We start from the raw sequence: 16,302 nt of genomic DNA, 5'->3' as shown, positions 1-16,302 counted from the left end.
GAAGTTACCCACGCGCCGCCTTGAAGGATTACAGCGCCTCGTCGACATGGGTGCGAAGTTACCCACGCGCCGCCTCCATGATCGCCTCGTCGACATTCCGGCCGGCCTTCTCGGCCTCGGAGATGGCGAGCAGGACCTTCTTGTAGTCGCGCGGCATGACCTTCACGAACTTGGTCACCTGCTGCGACCAGTCGCCCAGGATCTTGTCGGCGACAGCCGATCCGGTCTCGTCGCGATGCTGGCCGACGATGTCGTGCACGATCTGCGCGTCCTCGGCCGACAGCTGCTCGAGGTCGACCAGCTCGGTGTTGAGGTTGGCCTCGAAGCTGCCGTTCGGGTTGTAGACGTAGGCGATACCGCCCGACATGCCGGCGCCGAAGTTGCGGCCGGTCTCGCCGAGGATGACCACGCGACCACCGGTCATGTACTCGCAGGCGTGGTCGCCCACACCCTCGACGACCGCGGTGGCGCCCGAGTTGCGGACGGCGAAGCGCTCGCCGGCCACACCGCGCAGGAACGCCTGGCCGCTGGTGGCGCCGAACAGGATCACGTTGCCCGCGATGATGTTCTGCTCCGCGATGAACGCCTCCGGCGCGTCATCGGACGGGCGCACCGTGATGCGGCCACCCGAAAGACCCTTGCCGACATAGTCGTTGGCGTCGCCGACCACCCGCAGGGTGATACCGGCCGGGACGAACGCACCGAACGAGTTACCGGCGGAACCGGTGAACGTGATGTCGATGGTGTTGTCCGGCAGGCCGACTCCGCCGTAGAGCTTGGTGACCTCGTGGCCGAGCATGGTGCCGACGGTCCGGTTCACGTTCGTGATCTTGGATTCGAACTTGACCGGCTTGCCGCGCTCCAGCGCGTCCGCGGACTGCGCGATGAGCTCGTTGTCCAGCGCCTTGTCCAGGCCGTGGTCCTGGTCCTTGGTGCGGCGGCGGTCCTGGAACATGAACGCCGTCTCGACGTCGTCCAGGATCGGCGACAGATCCAGCTTGGCGGCCTTCCAGTGCGCCTTGGCGGCGGTGGTGTCGAGCAGGTCGACCCGGCCGATGGCCTCGTCCAGGGTCCGCAGACCCAGCGACGCCAGCAGCTCCCGCACCTCTTCGGCGATGTAGAGCATGAAGTTCTCGACGAACTCCGGCTTGCCGGTGAAACGCTCACGGAGAACCGGGTTCTGGGTGGCGACGCCGACGGGGCAGGTGTCGAGGTGGCAGACGCGCATCATGATGCAGCCCGAGACCACCAGCGGAGCGGTCGCGAAACCGAACTCCTCGGCGCCCAGCAGTGCGGCGATCATGACGTCGCGACCGGTCTTCATCTGACCGTCGACCTGGACCACGATGCGGTCGCGCAGACCGTTGAGCAGCAGGGTCTGCTGGGTCTCGGCGAGGCCGAGCTCCCAGGGACCACCCGCGTGCTTCAGCGAGGTCAGCGGCGACGCACCGGTACCACCGTCGTGGCCGGAGATGAGCACCACGTCGGCATGCGCCTTGGAGACACCCGCGGCGACGGTGCCGACGCCCGGCTCCGCGACCAGCTTCACGTGAATCCGCGCCTGCGGGTTCGCGTTCTTCAGGTCGTGGATCAGCTGGGCCAGATCCTCGATCGAGTAGATGTCGTGGTGCGGCGGCGGCGAGATCAGGCCGACGCCCGGCGTCGAGTGCCGGACCTCGGCGACCCACGGGTACACCTTGTGGGCCGGCAGCTGGCCACCCTCACCGGGCTTCGCGCCCTGCGCCATCTTGATCTGGATGTCGGTGCAGTTGGTCAGGTAGTGCGCGGTCACACCGAAGCGACCCGAGGCCACCTGCTTGATCGCGGACCGGCGCCAGTCGCCGCCCTCCTCGGGCTCGAAACGCGCCGGGTGCTCGCCGCCCTCACCGGAGTTGGAGCGGCCACCGAGGCGGTTCATGGCGATGGCCAGGGTCTCGTGGGCCTCGGCCGAGATGGAGCCGTAGCTCATCGCACCGGTCGAGAAGCGCTTCACGATCTCCGACGCCGGCTCGACCTCGTCGATCGAGATCGGGTGGCGGTGCTCGGACTTGAACTTGAACAGACCACGCAGCGAGGCGAGACGCTCCGACTGGTCGTCGACCAGCTTCGTGTACTCCTTGAAGACCTTGTACTGGCCCGAGCGGGTGGCGTGCTGCAGCTTGAACACCGTGTCCGGGTTGAACAGGTGGTACTCGCCCTCACGACGCCACTGGTACTCGCCGCCGATCTCGAGCTCGCGGTGCGCGCGCTCGTTGCGGTTCTCCAGGAACGCGACCCGGTGCCGCTGCGCGACCTCGTCCGCGATGTCGTCCAGGCCGATGCCGTCCAGCGGCGACTTCAGACCGGTGAAGTACTCGTTCACCAGCTCCTGCGCCAGGCCGACGACCTGGAACAGCTGGGCGCCACGGTAGGAGGCGATGGTGGAGATGCCCATCTTGGACATCACCTTCAGCACACCCTTGCCGGCGGCCTTGTTGTAGTTGTAGACGGCCTTTTTGAAGTCGGCCGCGTGATCGCCGGTGCTGCCCGGCATCTGCAGCGCGCCGCGCTCCAGCATGTCCTCGATGGACTCGAAGGCCATGTACGGGTTGATGGCCGCCGCGCCGAAGCCGACCAGCATGGCCATGTGGTGCACCTCGCGGGCGTCACCGGCCTCGATGACAAGGCCGACCTTGGTGCGGGTGCGCTCCCGGACCAGGTGGTGGTGCACCGCGGCGGTCAGCAGCAGCGACGGGATCGGGGCCAGCTTCTCGTTGGACTCGCGGTCGGACAGCACGATGATGCGCGCGCCGCCGTCGATGGCCGCCGAGACCTGACGCTGCACGGCCTCGAGGGCCTTGCGCAGCCCCTTGCCGCCCTTCTTGACCGGGTACAGGCCGTGCACCACGACCGAACGCAGTTCGGGACGCGAGCCGTCGTCGTTGATGTGGACCAGCTTGGAGAGCTCGTCGTTGTCCAGGATCGGCTGGGTCAGGGTGATCTGACGACAGGACTCCGGTCCCGGGTTCAGCAGGTCGGCCTCCGGGCCGATCATGCTGCGCAGCGAGGTCACGACCTCTTCGCGGATGGCGTCCAGCGGCGGGTTGGTGACCTGCGCGAACAGCTGCGAGAAGTAATCGAACAGCAGACGCGGCCGCGCCGACAGCACCGCGATCGGGGTGTCGGTGCCCATCGAGCCGAGCGCCTCGCCACCGGTCTGCGCCATCGGCGAGACCAGCAGGTTCAGTTCCTCGGTGGTGTAGCCGAAGATCTGCTGACGGATCAGCACGCGGTCGTGCGACATGTGCACGTGCGGGCGGTCGGGCAGGTCGCTCAACTTGGTCGGGCCCTCGTCCAGCCACTGCTGGTACGGGAACTCGGCGGCCAGCGAGGACTTGACCTCGTCGTCGCTGATGATGCGGCCCTGCGAGGTGTCGACCAGGAACATGTGGCCGGGCTGCAGGCGCTTCTTGTAGACGACCTTGGCCGGGTCGATGTCGAGCACGCCGACCTCGGAGGCCAGCACGACCAGACCGTCCTCGGTGACCCAGATGCGGCCGGGGCGCAGACCGTTGCGGTCCAGCACCGCGCCGACGACCGTGCCGTCGGTGAAGCACACCGAGGCCGGGCCGTCCCAGGGCTCCATGAGGAAGGAGTGGTAGCGGTAGAAGGCGCGCTGCTCCGGGGTCATGGACTCGTGGCGCTCCCACGCCTCCGGAATCATCATGAGCACGGCGTGCGGCAGACTGCGGCCGCCCAGGTGCAGCAGTTCGAGCACCTCGTCGAAGCGCGCGGTGTCCGAGGCGCCGGGGGTGCAGACCGGGAAGATCTTCTCCAGGCGGTTGTTGCCCGCGTGGTCGGTGCCGAACACGTTGGAGTTCAGCAGCGCCTCACGCGCCCGCATCCAGTTCTCGTTGCCGGAGACGGTGTTGATCTCACCGTTGTGGGCGACGCGCCGGAACGGGTGCGCCAGCGGCCACGACGGGAAGGTGTTGGTGGAGAAGCGCGAGTGCACGATGCCCAGCGCCGACTCGACCCGGTCGTCCTGCAGGTCCAGGTAGAACGCCCGCAGCTGCGGGGTGGTGAACATGCCCTTGTAGACGAAGGTCTCGCCGGACAGGCTCGGGAAGTAGACCGACTCCTTGCCGGTCGCGCCCTCGCCGGCGCCCGACTTGCCGAGCTCGTGCTCGATGCGCTTGCGGATGACGTAGGCGCGACGCTCCAGGTCCATGCCGGACAGCTGCTCGGCGCCACCCTTGGGCGAGGCGATGAAGATCTGCCGGAAGGTCGGCATGGCGTCACGCGACAGCGCGCCCAGCGACGACCCGTCGATCGGGACCTCGCGCCAGCCGAGGACCTCGAGGCCCTCCTCGCGCACGATCTTCTCGACGCCGTACCCGGCGCGGGCGGCCTCGCGGCGAGCCTGCGGCAGGAAAGCGATACCGGTGGCGTACGAACCTTCGGCGGGGAGCTCGAAGTCGACGACAGCACGGAAGAACTTGTCCGGGAGCTGGATCAGGATGCCCGCGCCGTCACCCGAGTTGGGTTCGGCACCGGCGGCACCACGGTGCTCCAGGTTCAGCAATGCCGTAATAGCCTTGTCGACGATGTCGCGGCTGCGGCGGCCGTGCATGTCGACGACGAATGCGACACCACAGGCGTCGTGTTCATTCGCCGGGTCATAGAGCCCGATGGGTCCAGGGGACCTGTGGCCAGGAAGTTGCGTCATGCCTCTGCCTTCACAAAAAACAGGCCTTCGAAGAATGCGGCCTTCGTCGAACGCCTCCGGTCTGGACTGCGTCCGGACGTTCGGAGACCAGCGGCGCTGATGGTCATTCCGTGCAGTCAACTTTGCAGTTGTCCACCCGCTTCGATTACCTAGTCGGGTGCTCGGTGGTAACGGAACCCTTACGTCTTCGCTACACACCGCGCAGTTCTCGCCCGCTAGGCTGAGCACCGATCGGGCCTCTGACCGTATGGGGAGATGTGCCGAATTGTGTAGTTCGGCGTAAGAGCAAACGATAAGTCAGGACTTGAGCCCAACCAACTTAGGTTGTACTAATTCCAGGTTCTAGCTGGGCTTCTTCATGGGTCCTCCAACACACGCGCGTTCTCCAGTGTAAGGCAGGGGTGCACGTGCGTTTCAGTTGAGTTCACCACTGCATCGCACGCACGCGAGGACTCCGGCCGGGCGGTCCAGCGCAGCTCCAGACTGCCTCTCACCTGCAATGAATCAGATTTCCCCACAACGGGATCCGGCAAACCGGGCATTGGCGGGCTAACTTTCCGGACAAGTTCCGTCGCCGCGGCGGCCGTCCGGGAGACATGGGCAGGTAACCTGCGGACCGTACGGAATTTTTCCTGAATGTGGGATTCAGCACACGTTCAGCAAACCGTAAATCCGCCTCTCAGCCGCGTTTTCCGTGCCATCCGAGCCGGTCCGCACGTGATCAACACCACGTCACATGCCCGAAACGCGGCACTGTGAGCCTGGCCACAACCCAGCCGCCGCGGTCGATGGAACAGCCGTACGCCTGTCACGCTGAGACAACGAATCAGCGACGGTTTCGAGAAGCCGAATCACCCGGGACTCAGAGGATGTGAACTCCCATGACCGTTCACCATGTCCCCAGGTCCGCCGGGCTCGGCGCCTTGCTGGTCTGGCTGGGCGGCGCACAACCGCAGCTCACCGACGGGCCCGAGCGCGGCGGCTACACCGTCACCGGCGCCGTGGTGGCGCTGTTCGCGGGCACCGCGGGCGCCGTCACGGCCGCGGCGACGGGAGCGGCGCGCTGGCCGGTCATCGCCATCGTGGCGGTCGCGCTCATCGCGACCGTACTGATGGGGGCCATCACCCGGGCGCTGGCCACCGCCGCCACGCCCGATCGCCGGGAGAATCGCCGGGCGATAGCCGAATTCGGCGTCCGCATCGCGGTGGCAGTGCTCGCCGGGGTGATGATCGCCGAATTGGCCTGCACCATCCTGTTCTCCGGCACCGTGAACCGGCTGCTCGACGAATCCGCCCAGCACGCAGTGGAATCCGCGCCGGCCGTGGTCACCGCGCGCACCGAGCTGGAGCAGGCCAGGACCGATCGCACCGCGCTGGACCAGCAGATCAGCAAGGCGCAGAACGACGTCACCAACGCGCTGATCATCGCGCGCTGCGAATTCAACCCGGCGGCGGACTGCCCGCAGAACATGATCACCCGCGTGCCCGGGCGCGGTCCCGAGGAGCGCACCGCCAACCAGATGCTCGACGACGCCCGCAACCAGCTCAGCGCGGCGCAGGGCAAGGTCGACGGGCTCGACGCCAAGGTCACCGAGAAGGACAGGGCGCTCGCGACGGCCCGCAAGGCCGCCTACACCGACGGCGACCGCGGGCTCGGGGCGCGCTGGGTGGCCATGAACGACTACACCACCGGACATTTCGGGCCGTTCGTGTTGCGGCTCGCGGTGTCCGTGCTCATGATCGTGCTGGCCCTGCTGCCACTGCTGCTGCGGTGGTGGCGGGGTGAGACGGCGTTCGACCGCACCGTCGCGGTACGTACCGCCACCGACCGCATCGACCAGGCCGCCGCCACCGCCATCGCGGTCAAACAGGCCGAGGTACGCGTGGAGACCGAGAGCCTGCGCGCCGAACAACAACTCACCGCCGCGCGGCTGGCCGCACATGCCGACACCGCCATCGACCGGGAACGGCAGCGCATCCGCATCATCGCCGCCATCGGCAGTTTCGAGATCGGCATCACCGAGCCCACTCAGCGCGCGATCGCCGAATTCGACAATGCCACCAGACATGAACTCCCCGCCGGCCCGGCCGGGGATCGAAAGGACAGCACCGTGTCCCAGGAGGGGATCGTGACACAGTCGCCGAACCTGCCCGCCCAGCTCACCTCCGGGGCCCTGGCCCCCGCACCGCAGGGTGGGGCGCTCGTCCCCGCCGTGCCGGTCGCACAGCCCGCGGACAAGGGTGGGGGGCTGGAACTTCCGATCATCGGGACGGTGCCGTTCACCGACACCGCCGCCCGCTGGATCCGTCCGCTGGTGCCGTCCTTCGTGGCCAATGCCATCGACACCGCCACCCACCCGCTGCGCACCGTGCGGCAGGCGTTCGAGGAGGCCGAGGAGATCACCTTCACGCTGCGCCGCACGCGCAAGGTCACGGTGGATTCCCAGGATTCGGCGCAGCAGCACCAGCAGGCCTACGCCCAGCCGCAGTACGGCTACCTCCCGCAGGGCGCCCCGCAGCAGGTGCATGCCCAGCGGGTGGCCGCGAGCGTGGTGGATCAGCCCTACGCCCAGTACCCCTCCTACTCGGCCCTCCCCCAGGGCCAGGTGGTGGACCCCGGCTATCCCCTGCCCTCGGGTCCGCAGCACGATGCGCTGGCGGCACGCCGCAACCCCGAACTCGACTACCGCAGCCCGCGCGAACTGCCGCCGGGCAGGGGCCAGGAGTAGCCTTCCGAAACCCGCTGTGGCCCGGAATGTTTCACGTTGAACACGGAAACATCCGGGCCACAGCCTTGTCGATCACGCCGCCGGCGACTTCCGCGTCGCCGAGCGGTAGGCGACGACAGCGGTCAGGACCAGGATGGCCGCCGTGGAGGTGGCCGCCAGGTGGATGCCGCTGACGAAGGCGGAGTGCGCCGAGGTCAGCAGTTCCCCGGCCGCGGGTTGCGGTAGGGCGCGGGCGGTTTCGATCGCGCCGCCCAGCGACTCGCGGGCCGCGTCCGCGTGACCGGACGGGACGTGCGTCAGGTCCAGACCGTGGCGGAAGGCGGCCATGACAGCACTGCCCAGCACGGCCACGCCGAGGGCGATGCCCATCTCCATGGCCGTCTCCGAGATGGCGGCGGCATTGCCGGCGCGCGCCTCGGGCGCGGTGCTGACAATCATGTCGGCCGAGACCGTCAGTGCCACGCCCTCGCCCAGGCCGATCAGCAGGAAGCCGACGATGAACGGGGTCACCGAGCCCGAAGGATCGGTGGGCAGCAGCCAGTAGAGGCCCGCGCCGATCGCGACGGTCACCAGCGAGCCCGCGAGCACCGTCGCCGCACGCCAGTAGCGGACCAGCCAGGCTGCGGCCAGCGCACCCAGCATGGAGCCGATGGTGCCCGGAATCAGCAGCAGACCGGCCTCCAGCGGCGACTTGCCCAGCACCAGCTGCAGGTACTGCGAGCCGAAGAACAGCACGCCGGCCAGCGCGAACACCGACAGCAGGTTGGTGAACACCGCGGCCCGGAAAGCCGGCAGCCGGAACAGGTCCAGGTCGATGAGCGGGGCGGACAGGCCGCGCTGCCGGCGCACGAACACCACGCCCGCGACCACGCCGACACCGGCGCTGATCAGCAGGTTCAGGCTCGGGCCGTGGGCCGCGAACTCCTTGACCGCGTACACGATCGGAATCAGGGCCAGCATGGACAGGCCGGCGCTGATCAGGTCGAAGCGGCCGGGGTTGGGGTCGCGCGACTCCGGTACCAGGACCGGGGCCAGGACCAGCAGCAGTGCCATGACCGGCAGGTTCACCAGGAAGACCGAACCCCACCAGAAGTGCTCGAGCATCCAGCCGCCCAGCAGCGGGCCGAAGGCCGCGCCGGAAGCGGCCATGGCGCCCCAGACCGAGATGGCGAGGGTGCGCTGGCGTGCGTCGGCGAACATGGACCGGATCAGGCCCAGTGTGGCGGGCATCAGGGTCGCACCGGCGACACCCTGCAGAACTCGCGCGGCAATGAGCATCTCGGGGTTGACCGCCCAGGCCGCGACGGCCGAGGCCAGGGCGAACCCGGCCGCGCCGATGAGCAGCAGCCGTCGGCGGCCGATGCGGTCGCCGACGGTGCCCATGGTGACCAGCAGGCCCGCGAGCACGAACGAGTAGACGTCGATGATCCACAGCAGCTGCGGCGTGGTGGGCGCGAGGTGCGCGCTGATGGCCGGGACCGCCAGGTCGAGCACGGTGGCGTCGACCGAGATCAGCAGCAGTGCGAGTGCGAGGACGCCGAGCCCGGCCCAATCCCTGGGCCGGGCCTTCGGCGGCACCGCGGTGGGGCGCCGGTCGATGGTCACGGGAGTTCCGGAGCGTGCGGTCGCGTGGGTGCTCATGAGTTTTCTCTCTGGGTAGTGAACCGTCCAGACGGTACAGTAGCATTCTGAACCGTCCAGACGGTACAGTCAACCGTCGTGACCACACGTGATCCCGCCGGCACCCGCGACCGGATCCTCGACGCGCTCGAAACCCTGCTGCTCGACAAGGGTCTGTCCCAGGTGACCCTGGACAACGTGGCCGCCACCGCGGGCGTCTCCAAGGGCGGGCTGCTCTATCACTTCAAGAGCAAGGACGCACTGCTCGCCGGACTGCTCCGCCGCGTCACCGACCGGGCCGACCAGCAGGTGAGAACCGCGGTGGCACAGGGGCGCTCGGTGGCCGAGTGGTATCTGCAGGCCCCGCATCCCGAGGACGACGCCGACGCCGTCGAGCTCGCCCTCTACCGATCGATGCTGGCCGCCATGCGGAGCGTCGACGCGCCGCAGGACGCCGCGCAGGCGGAGACCGACCGGGCCCTCACCGAGGTGATGGGGTCCTGGAAGACGGCCCTGGACAACGAGATCGAGGATCCGGTGCGGGCCGAGATCGTGCGCCTGGTCGGCGACGGCGTCTACCTGCGCGCCCTGCTGGGCCTGCCGCCGATCGAACCCGAGCTCTACCGCCGGGTCGTGGCCCGGCTGCTGGAGACGGGCGCACCCCCCGCCTGACACCCGGGGTGCGAAGTTGGCCGCCCGGACGCGCATCGGGCGACCGAAGACTCTGGTCCGGATAGACTCGGCCGCGTGTTGCCGACCGCCGCCGACTCCGTCGGTTCGCCGACCGGCTCGGTGGGGGAACCGACTTCTACCGAACCGGTGGTTGTGCCGATTCGCCCGATGCAGTTCCGCGAACTGCTCGACCTCCCGTTCGCGCTGATCCAGGCGCGGATCAAGACCCTGGCGGGCCTGCTCGGCGTCGCCGTGCTGATCGCCTCGGTGGTGGCCGTGGCGGGCACGGTGGTCGCGGCCGTGGCCAGCGGGAATTCCTACCGCGGCACCCTCTGGGGCGCGGTGCTGGTCACCCTGCTGTGCGCCTGGTCGGTCCGCTTGTTCGTCCGCGGGGTGACCGTGCCGATCGGGTTGGCGGTCGTGTACCGCAGGCCGGCGACCTGGCGCGGAGCGCTGCGGCGGCTGGCCGCGGAAGCCGGTCCGCTGCTCGGCTATCAGGTGATGTACACGCTCATCGGTCTCGGCGTGCTGGCCGTCGGCACTCCCCTGCTCTTCACCGTGCCGCCCGCGGTGATCTGGCTGGCCTGGCTGCGCGGGCGGCGATTCACGCTGGTGCCCACCATCTTCGATCAGTCGGCCACCTACAGCGTGGCGGCGCGACGCGCGAAACTGCTTGCGGGCGGCACGGAATGGCAGCTGGTCGGGCTGTGGCTGTACCTGCGCGGGCTGCTGCTCGTGCTGCTGGTGCCGCTGCTGGCACTGCCGCAGTTCACCGCCGAATACTCCGGCACCCGCCGCTGGACGGTGACGGTGCTGATCATCACCGCCACCCTGCTCATAGTGGCGGTCGCGGAGCTGGTCGAGTCCTCGACGCAGGTCGTCACCTACGTCGACCGGCGCTGCCGCCGCGAGGCGTGGGACATCCGGGTGCCCGGCGGGAGCGGCCGATGACCGGAACCGACCGGGTGCCCGGGCCGGAGATCGCCGGTGCCGCACCGAATCTCGTCGGCGCGGCTCCGCCCGAGCCCGCCCTGGGTCCGGCCGCCGCGCACCTCGCCGCGGCCGAGGAGGCCGCCCGGCGGGGCGATTTCGGTGCCGCGCTGCGCGAGCGGTACCGCGCCGTCACCCGCGGGCTGGAGCAGCGCGGCATCCTCGACGAGGAGCGGGCGCGCACGGCACAGGAAACCGCGCGGGCCGCCACCACGGCGATCCCCGACGCGGGAGAACTGCCCTCGGCGGCACACAGTTTCGACGAGGTCGTCTACGGCGGCCGCTATGCCACCGAGGCGGAGTACCGGCAGCTTGAACACGCCGACCGGTACTCGATCGCGCCGCCGCCCAAGGCCGGCCCGGCCGAGATAACCGAGCGGCGCCTGACCCGTAAGGCCAAGGTCGCCAAGGAGAAGAAGGACCGCGAGCGCGCGGAACTGCCACAGCTGCTGAAGGATTGGCGCTTCTGGGCCGCGGTCGTGGCCGTACTGGCTGTTGTGGTGCTGGTGTACGTGCTCACCCATGCCGGGTCCGGGCCACCAACGCCACCGTCGAATCCGCCGAGCCCGCCCAACCGGCCGGATGTGCCGCCGCCGAACTTCGGCGCGGGCAGCGACTCCATCTTCGAGCAGCTGCCGGGCCGGCTGGCCTTCGGTGGCCTGCAGTTCCTCATCGCCTGGGTCGTCGTGCTGTGGTGGCGCGGCCGCCGCCGCGGCGCCATCGTGCGCGAACCGCTGCCGGTGGAGGCCCCGGCCCACGAGCTGCTCGCCGGACAGGCCGGGCTGTACCGCAAATCCCGCGATCACGAGCACGTGGCCGCCAAACTGCGGGCGGCGTCGCTGCGCCGGCTGCGGCCCGCGCTCGGCGTCACCGCCGACACCCCGGCGGAGCTGGTGGTCGGGTCCATCGCGGCCCGCACCGGCACGGACCCGGCCGTCATCCGTGCCGCCCTGTACGACCCGGTCGCCGATCGGGTCGCCCTGGAACTCGTGGCCGCACAACTCGAATGGATCGAAGCGGAGGTCTTGTGACCGAACTCTCCCAGGACGTCGTGGACACCAACCACGCGCCCACCGCCCAGGACGCCCAGCAGGCGCTGCTGGCGCTGCGCGCCGAAATCGGCAAGGCGGTGGTCGGCAACGACCACGCCGTCATGTTCCTGGTGCTGGCGCTGCTGTGCCGCGGCCACGTGCTGCTGGAAGGCGTTCCGGGCGTGGCCAAGACGCTGCTGGTGCGCGCCCTGGCCACGGCGCTGGATCTGGAGCACGCCCGTATCCAGTTCACCCCCGACCTGATGCCGGGCGATGTGACCGGATCGCAGATCTACGATCCGCACTCGGCCGAGTTCACCTTCCGCCGCGGCCCGGTGTTCACCAACCTGCTGCTGGCCGACGAGATCAACCGCACCCCACCGAAGACGCAGTCGGCGCTGCTGGAATCCATGGAGGAGCGCCAGGTTTCGGTGGACGGCGTGCCGCGGCCGCTGCCGGATCCGTTCGTCGTGATCGCCACCCAGAATCCGATCGAGCAGGAGGGCACCTATCCGCTGCCGGAGGCGCAGCTGGACCGGTTCCTGTTCAAGGTCGACGTCCAATTGCCCGGGCGCGATGACGAATTCCGCATCCTGCAGCGACACGCGGCGGGCTTCGACCCGCGGGATCTGAACGCCGCCGGACTGCGCCCGGTGGCCGGTCCCGCGCACATCGCGGCCGCCCGGGCCGCCGTCGCGCAGGTGGCCATCAGCCCCGAGGTGCTGGCGTACACCGTGGACCTGTGCCGGGCCACCCGGACCTCCCCGGCCGTGGCGCACGGCGCGTCCACCCGCGGCGCGACCGCGCTGATGGCGGCCGCGCGGGCCTTCGCCTGGCTGAACGGGCGCGCCTATGTGGCACCCGACGATGTGAAAGCCGTTGCGACGACAGTGCTCCGGCACCGGCTGCACCTGCGGCCCGAACACGAGGTGGAGGGCGTCACCGCCGAGGGCGTGCTGGCCTCGCTGCTGATGTCCGTCCCCGTTCCGGTGTAGGCCGTGGTCGTCACCGGCCGGCTGGCCGCCGCGGCGGTGCTCGCGGCCCTGTTCGTCACGCTGGCGCTGCCCTCGTGGCTGGGTGTGCTGCTCGCCACCCTGACGCTGGTCGCGCTGATCGCGGCCGACCTGCTGCTGCTGGGATCGCCGGGGGCGCTGGAGCTTTCGCGGGCCCCCGTCACGACGGTGCGCACCGGTCGCAGCATCGACGTGGAGCTGGCGGTGCTCAACGGTGGCTCCCGGCCGGTGCGCGGCACGCTGTGGGACGACTGGCCGCCCAGCGCGCACGCCCGCCATCGCACCCACGCCCTGAACCTGCCGCCCAACACCAGGATTCGGCTGCGCACCGAACTGACGCCCGGCTATCACGGCGACCGGGTGGCCGGCCCGGTGACACTGCGTCTGCTGGGCCCGCTCGGCATGGCCGGCCGCCAGGTGCGGCGCGAGGTCCCGGCTCGGCTGCGCGCGCTGCCGGCGTTCCGCAGTGAGCGGCTGCTGGCCTCCAAGGTCCGGCAACTGCAGCATCTGGAGGGCCGCAACATCACCACGATTCGCGGGCAGGGCACCGAATTCGATTCGTTCCGTGAGTATGTCGCGGGCGACGATGTGCGCACCATCGACTGGCGCGCCACCGCCCGCGCCAATGACGTGCTGGTGCGCACCTGGCGTCCGGAACGCAACCGGCACGTGGTCATGCTGCTGGACACCGGGCGGGTGAGCGCCGGCCGGGTCGGCAACGGCACCCGCCTGGACGCCACCATCGAGGCGGCCCTGCTGCTGGGCGGGCTGGCCGCCTCCGGCGGCGACTCGGTGGATCTGCTGGCCTACGACCGCCGGCTGCGCACCGAGGTGCGCGGCATCGGCGGAAAGCGCTTGCAGATCAAGCTGATGCACGCGCTCGCGGGGCTCACGCCCGAACTGGTCGACACCGACTATCAGGGCGTGCTGCGCGCGACGCTGCAGCGCGCCCGGCGCCGCAGCCTGGTGGTGTGGTTCACCCATCTCGACGCCGCCACCGTGCAGGAGGGCCTGCTACCGGTATTGCCGGTGCTGACCGAGCGGCATCGGGTGCTGGTGGTCGCGGTGACCGATCCGGAGGTGGCGGCCGCCGCCACCCGACGCTCCGGCCCGGACGACCTCTATGCCGCGGCTGCCGCCGAGAATGTCATCGCCGAGCACGCGGTGGCCCGGGAGACGCTGCGCCGCATGGGCGTCCGTGTCATCGCCGATGCACCCGACCGGCTGCCGGAAGCGCTGGCCGACGAATACCTGGAACTCAAACGGACCGGAGCGTTGTAACCGGCACGGCCGTCGGGTACTGCCGCACGAAGGGCGGGGGCGGGATGGCCCGACGCTGCCGCTCGGCCAGCACCGCGCCCAGGATCTGCAGCGGCGGATAGCCGTTCGGCGGCAGCGTGCGCAGGCTCGTGCACACCGCGATGACCAGTGTCCGGCCCAACCGGTCCTGGACCTCCGGGGTCAGGGTGCGGAACCGCAACAGGTACTGACGCGTCGACAGCGCCAATTCGTCGGAGAGACCGGACAATTCGAGCTGCCGCGCCCAGCCCGCCAGCCAGGGCGGCGGCGCGGCCAGCGCGGCGAAGGGCAGCCGGCTGCGGTCGTGCACCACGACGGTGCCCGCCAGCACGTCCCCGACCCGCCGGGCCTGGGGCGAGCACAGCGACACCACGACGGCGATCAGCCCGGTGCCCATGATCCAGAAGTCGACGATCCCCGCCAGTCCGCGGGTGACCGCGTGCCGGAAGTCGATGGGCCCGCCGTCGGCGCGCACCACGCGCAGCCCGACCGCCATCTTCCCCACCGAGCGCCCCCGCGAAAACGTCTCGAACAGCACCGGATAGCCGATCAGTGCGCTCACCATGGCCACCAGCACGGCGGCGTCGCGCCACGCGGAATCGGCGCCGATCCCCACCAGCAGCGCCTCGAACAGCAACGCCAGCACCGTTCCGATCACGGCCTGCAGCAGCAGGTCGAGCAGGAAGGCCGCGGCCCGCGTGGGGATCCGCGCGATCGGCAGCTCGACGGCCACGGCTTCGCCGGTGGTGAACAGTGCAGTGTCCAATTGCCCTTCGCTTCGCTCCGGGCGGGTTCGCGGCCCTGGAGGTCTCGTTCTTCCCTCCCTGCGCTCCTCCGCTTCGCTCCCCCGCTCCGCTCGGTCCAGAACGAGACGGGCCGCGAACCTCCTCGGCTTGCTCAGCCAGGCGGAAACACGATGGATAGCATTCTGTCAGCCATAGCGCAGGAGGGGTACTCATGGATCTGGACGCCTACACCTTTGTGCACAGGCCCTCCTGGGATCGGCTGGATCAGCTGGCCTCCCGGAGCAGGCGGCTCACCGGCGCGGAGGCCGACGAGTTGGTGCGGCTGTATCGCCTGGCGTCGCAGCAGCTGGCCCGGCTGCAGTCGCGCGAGGCGGATCCGGCGCTCATTGCCGGGCTGTCGGCGGTGCTGACCCGGGCGCGGGGCCGGATACTGAGCGCCCGCTTCGACACGCCGCGGGAGATCGCCTACTTCTTCACGCACCGGTTCCCGGCCGCCGTGTACCGGGCTTGGCCCTGGTGGCTGTCGGTGGCGACGGTGTTCCTGCTCGGGTCGGCGGGGCTGGCCGCGTGGGTGTCCCGGTCGGAGGCCGCGCGCCGGCATCTCGGCCTGGACACGGATACAGATGCCTTGACGCGGCCCGGTGGCGAATTCGAGACCTACTACTACGAGCATTCGCACGACGCCTTCGCCGCCAAGGTGTGGACCAACAACGCGTGGGTGTCGGCCATGGCGCTCTTCCTCGGAGTGCTCATCCTGCCCGCCGTCTACCTGTTGTCCATGAACGCCGTGAACCTCGGCATCAGTGCCGGGCTGATGGCGGGGGCGGGGCGGCTGGGCCCGTTCTTCGGCTGGATCCTGCCGCACGGAATGCTGGAGCTCACAGCCATTTTCGTGGCCGGCGGGGCGGGTCTGAAGCTGGGCTGGACGCTGATCGATCCGGGCCGGGAGAGCCGCCCGCAGGCGCTGGCGCGGCAGGGCCGGGCGACCGCGGTGATCGCGCTCGGGCTGGCGGGTGTGCTGCTGGTGTCGGGGTTTCTCGAGGGCTTCGTCACACCCAGCGGACTGCCCACGGCGGTCCGGGTCGGCATCGGCGCGCTGGCCGAACTCGGTTTCCTGGCTTATGTATTGGGGCGCGGCCGCGGTGCGGAGCGGGAGCAGGAGCGCCTGCTCTCGGCGCAGGAGGCGAGCGGTCGCCCGGAGCACATCACGGGCTATTCGATCGAGAAGGGTCCGGAACCGGTTGTTGGAGTGGCGACTTCGTAGTCGCGGTACCGTTCGGATTGATTTCCACTGGCCGCAGCGAGTCCGGCTCAGCTGCGGCCAGCGTTGCCGACGACTCTACACAATCGTTATGGCTACGCAACCTCCGACTTGCCCACCGGACATATGAGGCGACCAGGCGAAATGCCCTTTCCCAGTAGGGGACCCGACATGATCGCTAATTCTCCGCATACGCTTTGCGGGCGGTCTGCGGAGGGGTCCGAAACTATCCC

The 16,302-nt window shown here is 69.6% G+C and carries 10 protein-coding genes; 7 read left to right on the top strand and 3 right to left on the bottom strand.

Going from position 1 to position 16,302, the window contains the following annotated elements; all coding sequences use genetic code 11:
- Positions 1 to 58 precede the first annotated feature (58 nt).
- The gene (gltB, locus tag ACQP1O_RS00220) at positions 59 to 4,708 is read right to left on the bottom strand and encodes a glutamate synthase large subunit (RefSeq protein ID WP_433563934.1); all 4,650 of its coding nucleotides are present in this window, start codon (positions 4,706 to 4,708) and stop codon (positions 59 to 61) included.
- Positions 4,709 to 5,589: 881 nt separating this feature from the next.
- On the opposite strand from gltB, the gene ACQP1O_RS00215 reads away from it, so the two are divergent.
- Positions 5,590 to 7,437, top strand: coding sequence for a DUF4407 domain-containing protein (locus ACQP1O_RS00215; RefSeq protein WP_433563933.1), 1,848 nt, complete (start codon positions 5,590 to 5,592; stop codon positions 7,435 to 7,437).
- Between the two features lie 72 nt (positions 7,438 to 7,509).
- Here ACQP1O_RS00215 and ACQP1O_RS00210 read toward each other — a convergent pair whose 3' ends face one another.
- A complete protein-coding gene (locus tag ACQP1O_RS00210; RefSeq protein ID WP_433563932.1) occupies positions 7,510 to 9,078 on the bottom strand; it encodes an MFS transporter in 1,569 nt (522 codons plus the stop codon).
- 78 nt (positions 9,079 to 9,156) lie between these two features.
- On the opposite strand from ACQP1O_RS00210, the gene ACQP1O_RS00205 reads away from it, so the two are divergent.
- From ACQP1O_RS00205 to ACQP1O_RS00185, 5 genes are all read left to right on the top strand, one after another.
- Positions 9,157 to 9,729, top strand: coding sequence for a TetR/AcrR family transcriptional regulator (locus ACQP1O_RS00205; protein ID WP_433563931.1), 573 nt, complete (start codon positions 9,157 to 9,159; stop codon positions 9,727 to 9,729).
- 75 nt (positions 9,730 to 9,804) lie between these two features.
- Positions 9,805 to 10,680, top strand: coding sequence for a hypothetical protein (locus tag ACQP1O_RS00200; RefSeq protein WP_433563930.1), 876 nt, complete (start codon positions 9,805 to 9,807; stop codon positions 10,678 to 10,680).
- Positions 10,677 to 11,750, top strand: coding sequence for a DUF4129 domain-containing protein (locus ACQP1O_RS00195; RefSeq protein WP_433563929.1), 1,074 nt, complete (start codon positions 10,677 to 10,679; stop codon positions 11,748 to 11,750). Before ACQP1O_RS00200 ends, ACQP1O_RS00195 begins: the two co-directional genes overlap by 4 nt.
- Entirely contained in the window at positions 11,726 to 12,745 is a 1,020-nt protein-coding gene (locus ACQP1O_RS00190; RefSeq protein WP_433563928.1) for an AAA family ATPase, read from the top strand. The genes ACQP1O_RS00195 and ACQP1O_RS00190 overlap by 25 nt, the downstream gene beginning before the upstream one ends.
- Positions 12,746 to 12,748: 3 nt before the next feature.
- Positions 12,749 to 14,044 carry a DUF58 domain-containing protein gene (locus ACQP1O_RS00185; RefSeq protein WP_433563927.1) on the top strand — a complete coding sequence of 432 codons (1,296 nt, stop codon included), beginning with the start codon at positions 12,749 to 12,751 and terminating at the stop codon, positions 14,042 to 14,044.
- On the opposite strand, the gene ACQP1O_RS00180 is transcribed toward ACQP1O_RS00185, so the two are convergent.
- Positions 14,022 to 14,828, bottom strand: a complete 807-nt coding sequence (locus ACQP1O_RS00180) for an RDD family protein (protein ID WP_433563926.1) — start codon at positions 14,826 to 14,828, stop codon at positions 14,022 to 14,024. The two genes, ACQP1O_RS00185 and ACQP1O_RS00180, sit on opposite strands and share 23 nt — an antisense overlap.
- Positions 14,829 to 15,019: 191 nt before the next feature.
- Here ACQP1O_RS00180 and ACQP1O_RS00175 point away from each other — a divergent pair, with 191 nt between their 5' ends.
- Positions 15,020 to 16,072: a stage II sporulation protein M gene (locus tag ACQP1O_RS00175; protein WP_433563925.1), complete on the top strand. Its 1,053-nt coding sequence runs from the start codon at positions 15,020 to 15,022 to the stop codon at positions 16,070 to 16,072.
- Positions 16,073 to 16,302 lie beyond the last annotated feature (230 nt).

This window comes from Nocardia sp. CA-151230 (assembly GCF_050942175.1).
Taxonomy (GTDB): domain Bacteria; phylum Actinomycetota; class Actinomycetes; order Mycobacteriales; family Mycobacteriaceae; genus Nocardia.
Note: the sequence above shows the minus strand (reverse complement) of the source record. Positions and strands in the feature narration are given on the sequence as shown.